At 38.1% G+C, this 18,675-nt stretch carries 13 protein-coding genes and 5 pseudogenes; 3 read left to right on the top strand and 15 right to left on the bottom strand.

Annotation, left to right across the window (positions count from 1 at the left end; all coding sequences use genetic code 11):
* Window positions 1-559: 559 nt before the first annotated feature.
* From ACLKL2_RS00400 to ACLKL2_RS00340, 13 genes and pseudogenes are all read right to left on the bottom strand, one after another.
* On the bottom strand, window positions 560-1,315 hold the full coding sequence (locus ACLKL2_RS00400) for a Nif3-like dinuclear metal center hexameric protein (RefSeq protein ID WP_413692953.1): 756 nt from the start codon (window positions 1,313-1,315) through the stop codon (window positions 560-562).
* Between the two features lie 58 nt (window positions 1,316-1,373).
* Window positions 1,374-2,843, bottom strand: a complete 1,470-nt coding sequence (locus ACLKL2_RS00395; protein ID WP_413692952.1) for a right-handed parallel beta-helix repeat-containing protein — start codon at window positions 2,841-2,843, stop codon at window positions 1,374-1,376.
* Complete coding sequence (locus ACLKL2_RS00390) at window positions 2,752-3,114, bottom strand: hypothetical protein (protein ID WP_413692950.1); 363 nt, start codon at window positions 3,112-3,114, stop codon at window positions 2,752-2,754. The genes ACLKL2_RS00395 and ACLKL2_RS00390 overlap by 92 nt, the downstream gene beginning before the upstream one ends.
* Before the next feature lie 4 nt (window positions 3,115-3,118).
* The gene (locus ACLKL2_RS00385; protein ID WP_413692949.1) at window positions 3,119-5,104 is read right to left on the bottom strand and encodes a transglutaminaseTgpA domain-containing protein; all 1,986 of its coding nucleotides are present in this window, start codon (window positions 5,102-5,104) and stop codon (window positions 3,119-3,121) included.
* 4 nt (window positions 5,105-5,108) lie between these two features.
* Window positions 5,109-6,014 carry a DUF58 domain-containing protein gene (locus ACLKL2_RS00380; RefSeq protein WP_413692948.1) on the bottom strand — a complete coding sequence of 302 codons (906 nt, stop codon included), beginning with the start codon at window positions 6,012-6,014 and terminating at the stop codon, window positions 5,109-5,111.
* A gap of 86 nt (window positions 6,015-6,100) precedes the next feature.
* Window positions 6,101-7,018: an AAA family ATPase gene (locus ACLKL2_RS00375; RefSeq protein WP_413692947.1), complete on the bottom strand. Its 918-nt coding sequence runs from the start codon at window positions 7,016-7,018 to the stop codon at window positions 6,101-6,103.
* Window positions 7,019-7,428: 410 nt separating this feature from the next.
* Window positions 7,429-8,532 carry a phosphate regulon sensor histidine kinase PhoR gene (phoR, locus tag ACLKL2_RS00370; protein WP_413694377.1) on the bottom strand — a complete coding sequence of 368 codons (1,104 nt, stop codon included), beginning with the start codon at window positions 8,530-8,532 and terminating at the stop codon, window positions 7,429-7,431.
* Window positions 8,512-8,666 (bottom strand): annotated as a pseudogene (locus ACLKL2_RS00365) (phosphate regulon sensor protein PhoR); the annotation flags it as partial. The pseudogene ACLKL2_RS00365 and the gene phoR, both read right to left, overlap by 21 nt.
* Before the next feature lie 120 nt (window positions 8,667-8,786).
* Window positions 8,787-9,470 carry a phosphate regulon transcriptional regulator PhoB gene (gene phoB, locus ACLKL2_RS00360; protein WP_113817711.1) on the bottom strand — a complete coding sequence of 228 codons (684 nt, stop codon included), beginning with the start codon at window positions 9,468-9,470 and terminating at the stop codon, window positions 8,787-8,789.
* 130 nt (window positions 9,471-9,600) lie between these two features.
* A pseudogene (locus ACLKL2_RS00355) lies at window positions 9,601-11,145 on the bottom strand (diguanylate cyclase domain-containing protein); the annotation flags it as partial.
* A 191-nt stretch (window positions 11,146-11,336) separates the two neighbouring features.
* Window positions 11,337-11,555: pseudogene (locus tag ACLKL2_RS00350) on the bottom strand (CHASE sensor domain-containing protein); the annotation flags it as partial.
* Window positions 11,556-11,647: 92 nt separating this feature from the next.
* The gene (locus ACLKL2_RS00345; protein WP_413692946.1) at window positions 11,648-12,193 is read right to left on the bottom strand and encodes a YfiR family protein; all 546 of its coding nucleotides are present in this window, start codon (window positions 12,191-12,193) and stop codon (window positions 11,648-11,650) included.
* Window positions 12,194-12,203: 10 nt separating this feature from the next.
* The gene (locus ACLKL2_RS00340; RefSeq protein WP_413692945.1) at window positions 12,204-14,021 is read right to left on the bottom strand and encodes a TonB-dependent receptor plug domain-containing protein; all 1,818 of its coding nucleotides are present in this window, start codon (window positions 14,019-14,021) and stop codon (window positions 12,204-12,206) included.
* 727 nt (window positions 14,022-14,748) lie between these two features.
* Here ACLKL2_RS00340 and rdgC point away from each other — a divergent pair.
* The 3 genes and pseudogenes from rdgC to ACLKL2_RS00325 all read left to right on the top strand — a co-directional run bounded on the left by rdgC (window position 14,749) and on the right by ACLKL2_RS00325 (window position 16,902).
* A pseudogene (gene rdgC, locus ACLKL2_RS00335) lies at window positions 14,749-15,692 on the top strand (recombination-associated protein RdgC).
* Between the two features lie 321 nt (window positions 15,693-16,013).
* A complete protein-coding gene (locus ACLKL2_RS00330; protein WP_413692944.1) occupies window positions 16,014-16,253 on the top strand; it encodes a hypothetical protein in 240 nt (79 codons plus the stop codon).
* 445 nt (window positions 16,254-16,698) lie between these two features.
* Window positions 16,699-16,902, top strand: coding sequence for a YaeP family protein (locus ACLKL2_RS00325; RefSeq protein WP_113819148.1), 204 nt, complete (start codon window positions 16,699-16,701; stop codon window positions 16,900-16,902).
* A gap of 85 nt (window positions 16,903-16,987) precedes the next feature.
* Here ACLKL2_RS00325 and serS read toward each other — a convergent pair.
* Window positions 16,988-18,273, bottom strand: a pseudogene (serS, locus tag ACLKL2_RS00320) (serine--tRNA ligase).
* An 8-nt stretch (window positions 18,274-18,281) separates the two neighbouring features.
* Entirely contained in the window at window positions 18,282-18,668 is a 387-nt protein-coding gene (gene crcB / locus ACLKL2_RS00315; RefSeq protein WP_113819150.1) for a fluoride efflux transporter CrcB, read from the bottom strand.
* Window positions 18,669-18,675 lie beyond the last annotated feature (7 nt).

The following is an 18,675-nucleotide window of genomic DNA, read 5'->3' as shown; positions in this document are numbered from 1 at the left end:
AATAACCTATTTACCAAAAAATATAAAATTCAATGACGAGGAGCAATACACGCTTTATTTATTCACTTCTATCTGAACTTTTGTAATTAAACTCATTCCCTGACTGTAAGTAGCTCGGTTGGCTACCTAGATTGAACAGTTCAAACTTGCGACGTTTCATCGAAAAGTCGATATAAATTTAACTTCCAATCTAAGAACTTACCTCTATCACGCCAGTATTTATAATAATAATTTCTTATAAAGATCATAAAATTTTATTATAAATAGCTAGAATTAAAATAACGGTGTCTTGGCTTAGTCAAAAAAAGGAAAGGATAAAACGCAGAGGTTAAAGAGGAACTTAGAGATTTGCATGGTTACTGATTTAATAAAGCCAACCGCCCGTTACACTACGGGATTACTGCCCTACTCCCATTATTCTAACAGCATAATATTCATTAGTTAGATAAATAATTAACAACATAAGCGTCGTAAATAGCTGTTTGCTGTACGACACTTACCAATAATCACTAAGTCATTTTAACCATTAAAATAGACTGATGACTAATGCCAGTTGATTTTATACTGGGTTATCAATATCAATAAATGTGACATCGACCGCCATTTCATTGGCTAACCATTCACCTAATGCTTTTGCACCATAACGTTCTGTTGCATGATGACCCGCTGCAAAATAATGAATGCCCATCTCTTTTGCAATATGTGTAGTTCGCTCTGAAATTTCACCACTAATAAAAGCATCAATTCCCTGTTCAGCAGCGATGGTAATATAATCTTGTCCACCACCAGTACACCAAGCGATGGTTTTTATCTCTGGCTTACCACCATCAATCCATAAAGGTTCACGGTTTAATTGCTGTGTAATAGTCTCTGATAATGCTTGTGGTGTAACAGCTTGCTCAAATTTACCAACGCGACCAACACTGCGTTTATCCCAAGGCTCTAAAGGACGTCTATCGGTAATACCTAATAATTTAGCAAGTTGCGCGTTATTACCTAACTCAGGATGTACATCTAAAGGCAGATGATAAGCATACAGGTTAATACCATTTTCAATTAAGGCCTTAATACGATTGTATTTCATGCCCACTATCTGCTGTGCTTCACCTTTCCAGAAGTAACCATGATGCACTAAAATTGCATCGGCATCTAATTCAACGGCGGCATCAATTAACGCTTGATTAGCTGTCACACCTGTTACTATTTTTTTTACTTGCTCTCGGCCTTCAATTTGTAAGCCATTAGGGCAATAATCTTTAAATTGGTGGATTTCTAAAAATTGATCTAGTTTGTTGGCAAGTTTACGATTGTTCATAGGCTTCACTTTTAAATTAGGAGACTTTAGTTATAACCTACCATGATAAAGGTAAAGATTACTTTTGAACATATTCAAAGGCACCAATATCTGGCTTTTCACCAGAATAAGCTAAGGAAATTTGATCTCCTTTTTCCCATGTAACAGCTTTATCCAGATAAAGTTGTCGCTGTTCATTATCAACTTTCACTATCTGTGCTGATTGCAAACTAGCTGTTTCCTTTGAAAGGATCATCACCTTATCTCCGGAGATTCCTGCAATGCCCTGTCCATCAAAGAAGAACTGACTATCTGCAACGGTCAATACATCACCTGTATCATTGTCACTGGTGATTTCTGTCAATAACACGCCTTTGTCAATCATAGGGCTCGCTGCACTAAGTTGGTAATCACCCTTGGCTGAATTAACAAAGAGTGGGTCTTGAGCCAAACTATCTTTAAACTGTACCGGGATAAAACTGCCCTCAAAGTCATAAACACTCATAGCAGGACTTTTGCCCCATAAACCAATCACCTTATCACTGTTGGTGTTACCTATATTATTGTTTAAGAACCATTGGTCACCTTGCTTAGCCACAAAGAGGATCTGCTGAGTACCTTGATCTTTACATTGGTTCTTGGTTAACCCTTGATTGTTCCAAAGTAAATTATTAACAAACTGGTTATCTTCGAAGCGTTTTTTCCAACGCCCTATTGCAATCCCAACACACCAGTTATCATGAAAAGTGTTGTTATAAATACGATTCCCATAATTATAAGCCGCTTCCGTTTGATAGCTCGACAAACTAAATCCCACATTCGTGTGGTAGAAAAGGTTAAAACGCACAATTCCCTGTTGCCCAGCGTATTGGATACCGTTGCCGCCACTGGCAGAATAATACCGTACAGCATCTTTAAAGATATTATGCTCAATCAGATTATGTTTACTGGCATCTAACACAGATTGAATCTGTTTAAACTGCCCATTGCCATGCCAATTCATGGTCGCTGACTCACAATCAAATACAGAGCCAATTTTCTGCTTTTTGTTACTAAAAATATTATTTCGAATAACGTTATAACTACCGCATTTAATATTCCATAGATCATGGCCAGCTAATGACATCTCGTTACCTTCGACCAGATTGTAGTTGGAGTGCACTAAGGCTAAGATATCCGTACCCTTCTGAAAGTGGTTATTAAGAATGCTATTGTGATCACTAAAAGCAATATATAAACCGCCACGTTTACTTGCCCCTTTACCGTTATTATAAAGACTAGAACCACTGAAGTGATTACCAGAAAAGATATTGTGATGGGCATTAATAAAGCGCCCAAATCCAATGCTCTTTTCTACTGTTAATCCATTAACTAAATTATAAGAAACTTCATCTAACCATATAGCACCGTATTGTTCGCCTTGATCCTGAGAATTGACGCCGGAAATAACCACTTTTTCATCTTGATAGGCAGCAAAGCCGATATAAGCAGATGCTGTTCCACTTTTGGTTAAATGCAGTACTTGCTGATAACGGCCAGCACGAATCAAAAAAGATCGCTGGCTCGGCCATCGCCGTTGCTTCAGCCAAGCTAGTAACTGCTAAATGCTGGCCATTAGCACAGTGGCGGCGAGCCGTATCATAGTTTTCACAAGCTCGTTTAAGCTGCCGATCAACAAAGATTGTGCGAGTAAAATGAGGGATGGAAAAGCGTTGTACTATGTCTATAAACTGTGACGTAACAAAACCATTGGCTTGTACTGATAAAGTTGCTAACAGTAACAAACAACCCACCATCAATAGATAAAGACTACGTAGCATCTTTCTACTCCTTAGGAAATTGTTTTAAGGCGCTGACAAGTTGTTTTTGATTGTCTTGCTGCTGGTCATATAAAGCCGCTTGTGACAACCTAGCTAAACGCTCGCAAGCTGTATCAAGTTGTGGCTGCACACCCCTTAAGCGTAAGCAAAACTGAGCAATCGTTTCACTATTTTCTCGTTGTACTTGCCACTGTTGGCAAGTGTTATCAAAGGTTTTTAATGCCTGCTGTAAGGGAGTTCGTGCTTGCCATTTAGGGCGAATAACAAAAACGATATAAGCCCCCATTAAACTGCCCAGAAACAGTAAAAAGATTAAACCAATACGCCATGGCTCTTTACCACCAAACAACTGTTTAAGTAATTGGCTTTGTTGCTGAGCATCATAACTGAGCACCCAACGGCTCCATAAATAGTTTGCGGCATCAAAACGATGACGTAAATTGGTTAGCCATTGCGGCGCACTAAATTGCCCTGCGGCGACTCTATTTCTATCATCAGCTTGTAACGCATTATCTATACCTTGTTCCACTCGCTGCGGTGCCACAGCGCTAGTTGGATCAACACGTAGCCAGCCAATGCCAGCTAACCACACCTCTGTCCATGCGTGGGCATCGGCTTGACGAATACTCCAATAATTTTCAGACGCATCGTAACGCCCGCCTTGGTATCCAACCACCACCCTTGCTGGGATATCTGCTGCACGCATTAACACCGTAAAGCTACTAGCGAAATGCTCACAAAACCCTTGCTTAGAAGAAAATAAAAAGTCATCAACACTATTTTCACCTAGTAATGGTGGGCTTAACGTATAGTGAAAGTCTTGATGATAAAAAGCCAAAGCTTTATTAATGATCTCTTCAGCAGAGTCTGATGCTTGGCGCCAGGTTTCTGCCAACGCCACAGTTTTAGGGTTAAAACCAATAGGTAATGCCGTTAACTGCTGCCTCTGTTGTTTTGATAAGGCTTTGTAAACAGTCTCTCTAGGTCTAATACTACTCACTTGATATTGTAAACGAGTGGTCAATGGCTCTCTTGTTATCAATAACCCTTCACTGGTAATACGTGAGCGTACCGACCCTGTATCTGATTTTATTGGTTCCGCTAAACTAAATAACCAAGGGTAACGGTGTGGCTCTATCAAGATTTCATAATTAACCGTCGATTGACTTGCTCCATTAGGCACAGGTGCTCCCGCAAATTGCAAGTGAGACTGTCGCGCCCATGTTCGACCATCAAAGGTATCTAATATTAACCCTCGCCAATACAGTTCACTTTGCCTCGGCGTAGTCTCATCCAGAAAAGTCACTCTAAATGCTGTTCCCGTTGATTGTACTAAACTCCCTATATCACCAGGTGATAAGGTTTCACTAAATCCTGTTTGTGCCTGCTGATTTAATAAAGGCGTATGCCATAACGGACCAAGACGAGGCATTACCACAAACATCACCAACATTAATGGTATCGCTTGTAATAATAACAGCCCGCCTCCAGTTAGCTTTTGTTTAACCGGTAACTCACGTGTCACATAAATAGTTTTCCAAGCGGTGATCAGCACACCACAAGAAAAAGCGGCATACAAGGTCGCCCATATCGATTGTACAAATAAAAACTGTGCGGCAACGGCAATAAAACCGATACAAATAATTAATAAACCATCTTTTCTACTGCGCAGCTCTAATAGTTTAATGATAAAGGTAAACACTAAAAAACCCACCATGGCTTCCACACCATAAGCACCTTGATAATTCAAAAACAAGCCAACAATCGCCAATGCACTAATCAAGAATTTACTGATGCTATTAGGAAATGGTCGTTTCCCCTTAAAAATTTGATAACGCCAATATAATGCACCGCCCCATATCAACCATAACCATAAGGGTAACTGAAATAATAGGGGTAATATCACCACTCCTTGTGCGATCAATAACCACAATAAATTGTCATGTCGAATCAACTGCTGTTGCTGGAAAATATCCTGTGGAGTATGCATAGTTTTAAACACCTCGCGCAAGATTAAAGCGTGCTAATAGCGTCAGCACTGTTAAACGATGTTGCTCACCGATGGCTGGTTTTATCTGAGTATCTGGCATGATTAAACCGTAAGGTTGCTGAGTGCGCTCAAATTGAAGTACCCAATAACAGATTGCACTTAATCTTTGCTCAACTTCGAAGTGGGCAAAGTCTTGCCAATCCAACCAACAATCTTGCTGTAATTGCGCACTATATTGTTTGGAATATAAACCTTTTTCGCGGGCATAATGCTTCCAGGCTATATGTTTGATCGGATCTCCAGGGCGATAAACTTTCAATCCATCAAAATCCTCCATACCTTGCCCTCCTGTACCATTTTCTCCAGCATTTCCGCAGCCTAACTGCACCGGAAAAGGCACTTTCAATGGACGAGGAAATACCACCGCAGAAGTTTGTAAATTAACCCAAGTCCAGCAACGTATCACCCCTAGAGGGAAACGACTTTCAATTAATAACTTGCCTGGCGTTAATATGCCTCGCTTTTGAGCATCTAGTGCGACCTGTATCGGTAACACTTGACCTGGTTGAAGATCAAAACAAGCCGCTTCTCCTTGCCACCAGCGAATGGTTAAGTTTTCATAATGCTTATGCTGTGCAGCCGAAAGCTGTAAACTAAAATAAGCGGTTTCATTAGCAAATACAGGCTTAACACCTAATACTTTAATGGTTAAGCCCGCTAAATTGGCATAGGTATGAAAAATGGCGACCATCATTAAACTGACTAACAGGTAACTTAAGGCCAAAACGAGGTTATTTTGATAGCTGGTGCCCAACAACCAAAGAATACTACTTAAAGTAAATACACAAAGCCCAGTTAAGCTTGGGAATATATATAAGTTTCTTCTATTCAAAGCGACTGTTGTGGCCACTGGATTACGTTTATCTACCCAACTAAAAAGAGCGCTTGCAACACCGTTATTGGAGAGAATAACCTGTTAGTTAGGTTTAACATCCGTTAGATTACCGCAACCGATGCTAAGAGATAGTCGATAAGATTATTATGCTCATGCCCTTGCTCTACTTCATCACCTCGTACTCTATGGCCTAATACAGCGGGCGCCACCACTTGAATATCTTCTGGGATCACATAATCTCGACCTGCTAATAATGCCCAAGCTTTTGCTGCGCTTAGCCATGCCAGTGCCCCACGTGGCGATAATCCATAGGTGAAACGACCATCTTCACGGGTAAAGGTCACTAACTTTTGTAGATAATCTAATAATGGATCGCTGCAACGCACTAACATCACCTGTTGTTGCAATGACTGTAGCTGTTGATGTGTTAAGACTGGTTGCATCTCATTAATACGGCTGCGGGGATCTATACCCTGTAGTAATAAACGTTCTGATTGTTGATCTGGGTAACCTAAACTGAGGCGCATTAAAAACCGATCTAATTGCGATTCAGGTAACATAAAAGTGCCCGATTGAGAGGTCGGGTTTTGCGTGGCAATCACAAAAAAAGGAGTCGGTAATTGGCGAGTTTCTCCCTCTATGCTGACTTGTCCCTCTTCCATCGCTTCTAATAAGGCGCTTTGTGTTTTTGGTGTACTACGGTTAATTTCATCGGCCAATAATAACTGAGTAAAAATAGGACCAGGATGAAAGTTGAAAGTTGATTGTTGTTTATCAAATACTGCAGCACCAAGAATATCGGCAGGCAATAGATCACTGGTAAATTGCACTCGCTGGTAATCTAACCCAAGTACTTTTCCTAAACAGTGGGCTAAAGTGGTTTTACCCATTCCTGGTAAATCTTCTATTAACAGGTGTCCGCGACCAATCAAACACGCGATGGCTAATTTAACCTGTTGATCTTTTCCTAATAATACATGACTAACCGCGGTAACAAGCTCACTCAGCAATGGTTGCATTGATAATCCCTATCATAATGATACCGATCTTATACCAATTGTATTAAATAACTGATCTAAATTTTGCGCCGGAAAAATGGCTTAGTTTGAGGCGTAAGTTAATGTAAATGGTTGTTCCCTATACGAAACTTACAACGAAAAAATAAGTTGTTTTAACAAAAAATAGATCAGTTACTTACTATGATTGGTATTATTAATCGGTATTACAGTTATATTAAATATTGCTAATCATAATAGAGTAGTTATTAACGTTAATGAAGTGTTTTAAATAATTGAAAATTAATAAAAGATATTTTGATAGGAAGGTTAATTAAAGCGTAAAGAATCACAATATTAGTTGAATAATGATCACTTACTAAACAAAAAGTAAATAACCATATTCAACTAATCGCACCAGTTACTGCTCACGACTAATGAACGTAACTATTAGGAATGATAAATGAAAACTGACTGCCTTCACCCACATTACTTTCAATTTGCAACTGAGTATCATAATGGGATAAAGCATGCTTAACAATCGACAAACCTAGCCCTGAACCACCAGTATCTCGTGAACGTGATGCATCCACACGATAAAAACGTTCTGTTAAATGTAATATATGCTCAGACGCAATACCATCACCTGTATCCATCACACAGAAATAAGCGCCTTCTGGTAATTTCTTCCATAACACTTTAATACTGCCACCTTCTGGTGTGTAATTAATGGCATTATAAACCAAGTTAGCCATGGCACTTCTTAACTGCATTTCATCACCAACAACCGACAATTTAGGATCCACTTTAAATTGAACAGATTGCGACTTTTTACGCCCGAGTGTCACCGCTTCATTTTCAATTTGAGTTAATAAAGCAGGGATATTAATACTTTCATAGAAATCTAAGGTCGCAGCACCTTCAATTTTTGAAAGGGTCATTAACTGTTCAACCAGAGAGCACATTCTCGCCGTTTGTTGATCTAATACGTTGATGGTCTTTAACTGCATTTTGTTGTCTTGAGCGCTCATCTCTAAAATTTCAATATAGCCCTGTAATACCGTTAATGGTGTACGCAGCTCATGAGAAACATTAGCGACAAAGTTACGTCTTGTTTCATCCATTTGACGATAACTTGTGACGTCACGGACAATCAATAAACGCTGATTTTTAGCGTAGGGCATGACCCTAAACTCAAGTATTTTTTCAATATTAATAGGAGAGATAAGATCCAATGGTTCGTTATAAGCTTCACTACGTAAATACTCAACAAAATCAGGGTGGCGGATCAGATTAGTAATCTTATCACCAGCATCATCAGGCCATTTAAAACCCAGCTGATATTGTGCTAAGCGATTACACCAAACAATTTCACCATCACTTTTAAAGACAACAACCGCATCTGGCAATGCTTCTGAACCTTCACGAAATCGGCTGATTACATTGGCTAAACGATTACGTCGTTTACGATTTCGTTGTTGCATATTGTGAATACCAATATAGGCATGTTCCCATACTGATTTACCTTGTGGCAACACCGTACTTCTGCTCACCCACAACCAATCATTTAATTTTTAAGAAAATAATAGTGCCAGCCAATATGCACTATGGTAGAAACTAACAATAACTCCACTAACCAACCGGTTATTAAACCAAGAATAATAACGGGCACATAGATAAGGAAAATGGCCCAGGACAACTGTTTCCATGTATATACTTTCAAATGCACTACTCTACATTAGGACGACTATTCTTCGTCATTTATTACTTTTATTCACAACACTTAAACCGACTATGAACGCGTTGAAAAACGGTATCCAGCACCACGAACAGTTTGCACTAAATGGTCATGATCAACTAATGCTTTTCGTAAACGACGAATATGAACATCAACGGTGCGATCTTCAACATATACATTAGTGCCCCATACATTATTTAGCAATTGTTCACGGCTATAAACGCGTTCAGGGTGAGTCATGAAAAAATGTAATAATTTAAACTCAGTAGGCCCCATTTCTAAAGCTGAATTATTTAACGTTGCACGATGAGAAACTGGATCTAACTTTAATTTACCCACTTTCAAGGTATCATCTAATGACGTTGGGTTTACACGACGCATTACGGTTTTCAAACGTGCCATCAGCTCTTTAGGAGAGAAAGGCTTAGTGACATAATCATCAGCACCATTTTCTAAACCGCGTACTTTATCTTCTTCTTCACCACGAGCTGTTAACATCACAACAGGTATTTGACGTAAGATTTCATCTTGTTTGAGGAATTTAAGTAACTGAATACCACTGCCCCCAGGGAACATCCAATCTAATAAAATCAGATCTGGATATGGTTCATGTAAGTGGGTGATTGCAGCTTGATAGTTATCAGCTTCTAAGGTTTCATAGCCATGTTGCTCTAATACAAAACTTAACATATCTCTGATTGCAACTTCATCTTCAACTACTAAAATTCGACTCGCCATTAACTCTACCTACCATTATGTATTGTAAATTACAGTATTATCACCATCTAACATTACATTTATATTACAACTGTACACCAACTGTCATAAAAGTATGAATTCAACTATTAAAGCAGTTAGTTATCAATTAAATTAAGCTTAGATCGATCGGAGAACTGTGAATAAAGTATTGTCTTTTAAAGGTATTGATAGGTAAGGGTTTAGAAAACAAATAACCTTGTCCAAATTCACAACCAGCAGCGGTTAAAATATGTTTTTGCGCTGCATTTTCTATCCCTTCAGCGACCACTTGTATATCTAAGTGATGCGCCATCATGATAATAACTTGGCATAATTCGCGGCTATTTTTCTCATTTTCCAGTTCATCAACAAATGATTTATCAATCTTTAGAACATCAACATCCATTTTTTGCAGATATGATAAAGAGGAATAACCCACACCAAAATCATCAATCGCAATAGCCACGCCGCGTTTTTTTAATTTAGTAAGTTGTGAGCGAATTGAATCTTCACTTTCCATTAATAAGTTTTCAGTGATTTCGATAATAATTGAGTCTCGTTGTAACCCCAGTGACTCTGTGTACTTAAACCAATCTAACATCCATTGCCCATCACCTTTAAACTGAACTGGTGATACATTGATACTTATTTGAAAGTCATCCGCAGCACCTAATCGTTTGAACTCAGCAAGATCTCGAGCAGCCCTGCGTGCGACCCATTCACCCATCTCTAAGATTAATCCCACCTCTTCGGCAATGGCAATAAACTCAATGGGTGGGACCAAGCCTCGCTCTGGATGATTCCAACGTATCAAGGCTTCTGCTTTACACATTTTATTAGTTAATAAGTTAACAATCGGCTGGTAGTACAATTCAAATTGGTCATTCTCTAAACTATGTCGTAAATCTTCGACTAATTGATGCTTTTGAATCACGGCATCCAACATACATTGTTCGAAAAAGTGATGGCTATTACGCCCTGCTTCTTTTGATTTATACATGGCCAAATCGGCATACTTGACTAAGTTTTCAACGGTTCTTCCATCTTCGGGAAAAATGGCGATACCAATACTAGTAGTCACAAATACATGCTTTCCTTGAATCAAAAAACCTTTAGTTAACTGTTGATTAATGGTGTTAGATAGAGAACTTAAAGCGGCTTTACCTACAGCCCCCTCCACTAAAATAAGGAACTCGTCCCCCCTAATCTCGCTAACATTGCCGATTCATCAAGAATATTGGTAATACAATTGCTCACTTCAATCAACAGTAGATCACCAAAATCATGGCCCATGGTGTCATTAATCTCTTTAAAGCCATCTAAATCTAAACCTAACAGGGCAAATTCATGTGTCTCACTGCGATTAACTAAAGTCGACAGTTTATCTAGAATGTAACGTCTATTAGGTAAGCCAGACAAAGGGTCACTAAAGGCTTGAGTAGTTAATTGATTATTAGCAATTTCTAATGCGTTGGTACGCTGCTGTACTGTTTCTTCCAATGAGTTATCACGCTGTTTGATGGTTTCTAGCATAGAGTTAAAACAGCTAGCCAGATTACCAACTTCATCACTGGTTAATACTTTAGAGCGTAAATTATAGTTATTAGTTTTAGTGACGCGCTCCGCAACATGCGCTAAATGAGTAAGCGGATAGATAAGACTTTTTCGCAAGAATAACGACAGTATAAAACTCAGGAGTAAAATTAACGCTAATATGGCTAATAAAAATAAGCTAAAGAATAATAGGCTGCGCTCAATCACAGAGTAATCGGCAGTAATACTTAATAAACCATGCCTTACCCCTTTCATTATTAAAGGTGTATGACTTACCATCAATTTATTAAATATTTTAACTTCATTGTTCTTTTTTGTAGAAACCCCTACAAATAGATTGCCATCATTATCTTTAATGGTAGCGCTGACAATATTACTTTGTCCAAGTAATGACTCTAATGGCTCTGTAGCACTCACTTCATCTTGAAAGATAAGGGAAGCCGTTAAGGTAGGTGCAAGAATCTTAGCGATTGAATTGAGCTTTGACTGTTCAGCTTTTGTAACAGCATTTAATTCATAAACGGTAAACATAGCCGCAATAGTCATGCTACTAAAGAGAGCTACTACCATTAAAATCATTAACAACTTAGCATTTAATGACTCGGTTAAAGCACGAGGTAAAATCATTGTGCCCTCTCTTCATAAACTCTACCTAACCGCAGTACTTTAGAGCTCATTTTTATACCTGACTTTCTTAAACGTTTTGGTGCGACCTCAAATCGAATTTTACCACTAACGATAAAAAAGTTGATATGCCCTCCCGAGGCCAAAAACCCGTCAAACTCTCCCACTAACATCATATTTGGAAAGTGTTGTTTTTCTTCCATGGTGTTCCAAATATCCGTATCAGCTTTTGAAATAAATAAAGTATTACAACTCGTTAGATCCACATTATCCTTAGTTAACAATCTTAAGTTAACAGGACGAGACTCCACCTTCATATGCAATAATGTTTTAGTGGCTGTGACGACAAAATCTAAATTGAAACTACAGATATTATAGTTATGTTGATGGCTAGCATTAAACCATTTTCCCTGAGAATAGCGAGCAAAATTGTATATAAACCCTGATTTTATCGCTTCTTCCCTTGGCGTAGCGAATAACTCTCCTGAGACAGTCAAGAGTAGAAGTCCAATCAATAGCATGCTAAATTTACGTGAAATTAACATGGCATGATACCTAGAATGTTGCCGTTATTTGAGCTAAATAACTCGGTTCAATATAGGTGGCAATAGTATAAGCTTCGCCTGAGTTACCATACTCAATATGCTTACCGTACAATAAGTTGTTACCAGTTAGGGAAAAAGTGAGCATTTCATTAACTTGCCAACGCCAACTTACGTCTAATACTGCATAGTCTCTTGTATCGTAAGCTTCTCCATCTTCAATTCGATAAATAACAGAAAACTGATGGTCATTGGTTAGTTCAAAATTTGCTTTGGCCATGATTTGACGCATAGAAGAATCGTAACCAATCGCTTCTTCTGTTCCCTCAGGTAAATCGTATTGGTAAGAGGTAAAACTATACCCCAACTCGGTGCTTAATCTTTGATAAGGACGCCAATGTACAGTCGCCTCACCACCATAAGTGGTTAATTCACCCTCAGATAAAAAGTTATAAGTAATATAAGTAAAAGTATCGTTAACATTAGGCTCAATCACTAACACATTACGGGCTTTTGTATGAAATAAAGAAACATCCACTTCAAAGTCACTCAAGCTATAGCGGTAGCCTAACTCTTTAGATACCGATTTTTCTGCATCAATATCATTGCTACCAACAATATCGGTACGAATACCGTAAGCTGAATGAATACGAGCCGTATTGTTATATTCTAAGAAAGAAGGAATTCTAACGCCCTGTGAAACGGCTCCCCAAATCGAATGTCGAGATGCCGGTGTCCATAAAAAACGCACCATAGGTTGATGCTCCCACCCCGTGAAGCTATTTCTTTCGGAACGGTTACCCACAATCAACTTAAACTTGTCAGGCACTAAATTAAATTGAAATTGAACAAACCCACCAAAGTGGTCATAGTGATTTACGTTACTGATGTTAGAAAAGTAATCATTCTCTTCAATGAACACATCGGTATAGCGATAATTAATGCCCCAATCAAATTGAGTATTTTTAATGAGCGTGTTCATTTGATAATCAATATCAGTGGTTAAAAATCGATCTCTATAATAAGCCTGGTCACCACGTTGTGAACTAAAGGAAGCTTGTAACATTTGATTAGAATCAGAAGATAAACGATGGTCTAATCGGGTCATTAATTGCAAGTAATCAAGAGAGTATTGATCAACAACAGGGGTCGCTAAGTTAGTGTTAAGGTCAGCAAGACGTAAATTCTGTCCCATATCTATATTGTTGTACCAGAATTGCGCTAATAAGGATAAATCATCATTGATATTTATATCCCCTCGCGCATTTATATTTTGTTTTTTACCATCATCATTTGCAGAGAGTTCTCTGTCACTTTTATTGGCAGCATCACTTTTCTCAATGCCACCTGATACTCTAAACGAGCTATAGTTGGACAGATCCCCACCAACTCGAAAATCAGCTTTATAATCCTGCTTTGTCCCCGTCGCGACTTGTACAAGATTGTCACGGGTATCCATAGTGTGTTTAGTAATAATATTTACCACACCATTGGTGGCATTACTTCCCCATAATAAACCACCCTGACCACGTATCACTTCAATCCGTTCTATATCATAAAGAGGTACATTAATCGCCTCCCAGTACACACCAGCAAAGCCAGGGTTAGAGATGCTCTGCCCATCAATCATCACTAATAATTTGCTGGAGTGGCGTCCTGCCGTACTTCGACTAGTAATAGCCCATTGATTATTATCTAACTTACGCACTTGCATACCTGGTACTAACGTTAAGGCTTGTGCAACTGAGGTAACACCTGATTGAATGATTTCATTATGTGTAAGTACATAAATGGAGGCAGCCGTATCGGACTTATTTTGCAGACGTTTCATGGCTGAAGTAACCTGTATATCAGCCGCCATTAAACTGTCAAAATCTAAGCTAGGTAAGTCGTCATAAACGGCTTCAGACTCTGCGTGAGCCTGGTTAACAAAGATAGCCTGACTTAGAGAAAACCAACATAAACATTGCGAAATAATGGTGATGTTTCGATCTTAAGCTAATCATTGCTCGAGTAATTTCCATATAAAATCCATATCCTGATAAAACAATAATTTTTTTAGTTACTAATACCACTGGAGAATAAGAAGCTACTATCCTATCTCAACCTAACGACTCATTTATTGATCTATAGATTGTGTCATTGCAAATATTCCAATACAGAAAATTAGCTTTAAGGTGGCACTGTTTAATATCGTACATGCTAATCGTAACTTACCTAAAGATAACGACTATTAAAGAATTAACATATTGTCGTTATTTGGCGATTAATCAAGTTAACCTTTAAAAGACACAAGGCCCTCTTTGGGTTAATTTTTATAACGCAAAATGTTATGCATAGAATTAATAATATTCTGATGGCTTCATTATTGAGTAGATAAAAGCATAAAAATACGAAATTAACATTATTTAATCTAATAAAAAGAAGCCTTTGCACCAGTATAGCCACAAACAACAGTAAAAAAGCAAATTTATATATCAAAATGAGTAAATCATAATAAATTAATGACTGCATGGTCACGCAAATTTTGATGCTTGATATAAAATCATTTACACTCGATGCTCTTTTACCTCTTACAGATTAAGGTGCATTTCATGTTTTTTAAAAACCTTCAAGTTTATCGTTTTACTCGCCCTATGGAACAGGACGACAGCGCACTAGAAAGAAACCTAGAGGAATTTAAATTTAAACCTTGTGGTAGCCAAGATATTTCTAAACTGGGCTGGGTATTTCCAATGGGTAAAAGTGGCAGTATGTACACTCACATCCACCAAAAACAGATTTTAATTTGCCTTAAAAAAGAAGAAAAGATGTTACCTGCTGGGGTGATCAAAGATCAACTCAATGAACGTGTTGAAGCAATTGAATTAGAACAAGGCCGCGCGTTAAAGAAAAAGAAAAAGATAGCCTTAAAGAAGATATTATCATGCAGTTATTGCCACGTGCATTTAGCCGCACTTCTCAAACTTTCGCTTGGATAGATAATGAAACCAACATGCTATATGTTGATTGCTCAAGTGCTCGTAAAGCAGAAGAGCTTATCTCTCTTTTACGTAAAACCCTAGGTAGTTTACCAGTAGTCCCAGTTCAACTTCAAAACCAAACCGATGTAGTGATGACAGACTGGTTAGTAGAAGGCAACATCCCTGCTAACTTCCAATTAGAAGATGAGGCGGAACTATGCTCTGCGCTAGAAGGTGGCGGTATTATTCGTTGTAAGCAACAAGACCTGCTTTCAGAAGAGATAAAGAAACACCTCGATTCAGATAAATTTGTTACTAAACTAGCGCTAAACTGGGCTGATAGTATCTCTTTTGTGATTGGTGAAGAGTTTGCCCTGAAGCGTCTGAAATTCTCTGACGTACTACAAGAACAAAATGAACACATAGAAGCAGATGATTTTGCAGCGCGTTTTGATGCAGACTTTATTTTGATGACCGGAGAGATAAAACAACTTGTCCCCTCATTAGTAGAGATATTCGGTGGTGAGCAAAGTTTGTAAATAACCAAACTATTCACCATTCAGTAAACTTCAATTAAACCTGCGCTTGCAGGTTTTTTTATGCCTAGTGATTAGTGAGATTAATAAAAAGACTTCAATACGTGCACGTTTCTGAAACACTCAATCGATCCAGTATTATATTAGTTTTAAGTGATGACCTCCGCCAATAAACCATTTAAGTACCTCATCTAGACTATAAGCGCGTTCAAAACTTAACCACAAAACACAAAAAATGAGCAATATAGGCAAAATTTACTTGATCATTACAAAAAATAAGAATACTGTTGTTACATACAGTGTTTATTTATACAGGTGAATCATATGCTATCTAGATTAATGACAACAACACAAGCTAACTCATTTTTATTACAAGATTATGAGCCAGAAACAACAATAAGTGCTGAGTTAGTCAATGTGCATTATCAAGAGAATAACTATCAAAAACTGTTATCGCATATACAGGCGGGTGAAGACCAAGGTTGGATATTATTCCTAGCACCACCAGGAAACCAAACACACAATTCTTTCAAGCAGCAGGCATCGATAAAAGCCGTGTATTGATGATTGATTCAAGCAAAGTAAACAATCAATTAACCCTGCTATCAGCGTTATTAAAAAGTAACAATTATTGCACCGTAGTAACTTGGTGAACGACTTATCTTCACAAGCTCGTGCAATTATTGAAGCAGATGCGCAACAAACTAATACCAGTTGCTTTATATACTGTAATCAATAATTAATGGTTTAAATACAAGCCTGATGGTTAAGCTTAAGAATAGATAGAGTTGAAATGAAATATTCAAACGCATTAATCATTTTAGCTGCTTGAATAGTAGAGGGTTAACTATAAGAAGCAGAAGTTTATCTAGGTAAAATTGACCTGAATCATTTTTTGATGGGTTGTCTTGTTTATACTGATTTCATAGCCTGTTTTATTAAAACAGCCATCATTACACAACAAGACTCAAACAACACTTAGCGAAATGTGTTTTCATAAGGATCGACTATGTTCAAATACAGTGAAAAAACCAAAAACCTTATTAACCTTATTGGTAGCGGTGATACTGCTTATGTACCTAAAGCAATCACCTGCGCAATTAATACCTTGGATGAAATAGCCCAAGATACGAACTTACCAGAGCAAGTCAGAGAGTCAGCGGCATTTGCTGCTGCAAACTTAGTCCTAAGTGACTATAACGATGATGAATAACCTTTACAGATAAATAAAACACTAAAGCAAAAAACAAAAAAGGAGCATAAAGCTCCTTTTTTCGTTAACTTACTATTAGTCTAATTTAACCAATATGTGTTAAACCACCCATGTAGCTTTGTAATACAGCTGGGATTTCAATACGACCATCGGCACATTGATAGTTTTCTAAAATAGCCACTAATGTACGGCCTACCGCTAAACCAGAACCATTTAAAGTATGAAGTAATTCAGGTTTTTTCGCACCAGCACGACGGAATCTTGCTTGTAAACGACGCGCTTGGAAATCACCGACATTAGAACATGAAGAGATTTCACGGTAAGTATCTTGTGCTGGTAACCATACTTCTAAATCATAAGTCTTAGTGGCACTGAACCCCATATCGCCCGTACACAATACAACTTTACGGTAAGGTAGTTCTAAGTTTTTCAATACTTGTTCTGCGTGACCTGTTAACTCTTCTAAAGCTTCAAAGCTTTTTTCAGGGTGAACAAGTTGTACCATTTCTACTTTATCGAATTGATGCTGACGGATAAGACCACGAGTATCACGACCGTAAGACCCAGCTTCACTTCGGAAACAAGGTGTATGGGCAGTCATTTTAATTGGTAAATCTGTTTCATCATAAATCACATCACGGCTCATGTTGGTTAATGGCACTTCAGCCGTTGGGATTAATGACATGCCAATACCCTCTTCCGTTGCCGGATTCGTATTGAATAGGTCATCTCCAAATTTAGGTAATTGACTAGTACCGTATAAGCTATCTGCATTAACTAAGTAAGGCACATACATTTCAGTATAACCGTGTTCGTTAGTATGTAAGTTAAGCATGTACTGTGCTAATGAACGGTGTAATTTAGCAATTTGACCTTGCATAACGATAAAACGAGAACCAGAGATTTTAACCGCTGATTTAAAGTCTAAACCGCCAAGCGCTTCACCAAGTTCAACATGGTCTTTTACTTCAAAGTCATATTGCTTAGGCGTGCCCCAAGTTGATACTTCAACATTTTCACTTTCATCTTTACCAATCGGTGCAGATTCATGTGGTAAATTAGGAACTCTGTCTGAGATTGTTTTGATTTGCTCACTAACCACAGCAAACTCTTCTTTCGCTTTTTCTAACGCGTCACTTAATTCGTTCATTGCTTCACGTAATGGTTTGATATCTTCACCACGTTTTGCAGCTTGACCAATATCTTTAGAACGAGTGTTACGCTCCGATTGCAAGTTTTCGGCACTCATTTGTAACGATTTTCTTTCTCTTCTAATTCACTTAGTAAATTAACATCTAAATCGAAACCACGTCTTTTTAACTGTTCAGCCGTTTGCTCAATATCATTACGTAGAAACTTTGCGTCTAACATCTTATTCCCTAACTTTTCAAAACTAATAAAGTACCTAGATATGCTGCTAATAAGCATACCATCACATTTAATACCACATTCAACATCGCCTTCAATAACTCGCCCTGTTGAATCAATAACAAGCTATCCATGGAAAATGAAGAGAATGTGGTTAATGCACCTAAAAAACCTACACCAATTAATGGCCACCAAGGTGAAGAGGAGATTGTTTCTTGTTGAACTAACTGATAAATACAACCCATTATCAGTGAGCCAATCACATTGACCGTAAGTGTAGCAAAAGGAAAACCTTTTCCAAAGAGGCTAACCATACCAATACCAATTAAATAACGGAAAGTTGCCCCAAATGCGCCGCCAAAAGCAACAAAAGCAATATTCACCATAAGATTGTTCATTTTACAT

It is taken from the genome of Psychromonas sp. KJ10-2, assembly GCF_047323255.1.
In the GTDB taxonomy this organism is placed as follows: domain Bacteria; phylum Pseudomonadota; class Gammaproteobacteria; order Enterobacterales; family Psychromonadaceae; genus Psychromonas.
The sequence above is the reverse complement of the archived record's forward strand: the minus strand, read 5'-3'. Positions and strand labels throughout refer to the sequence as shown.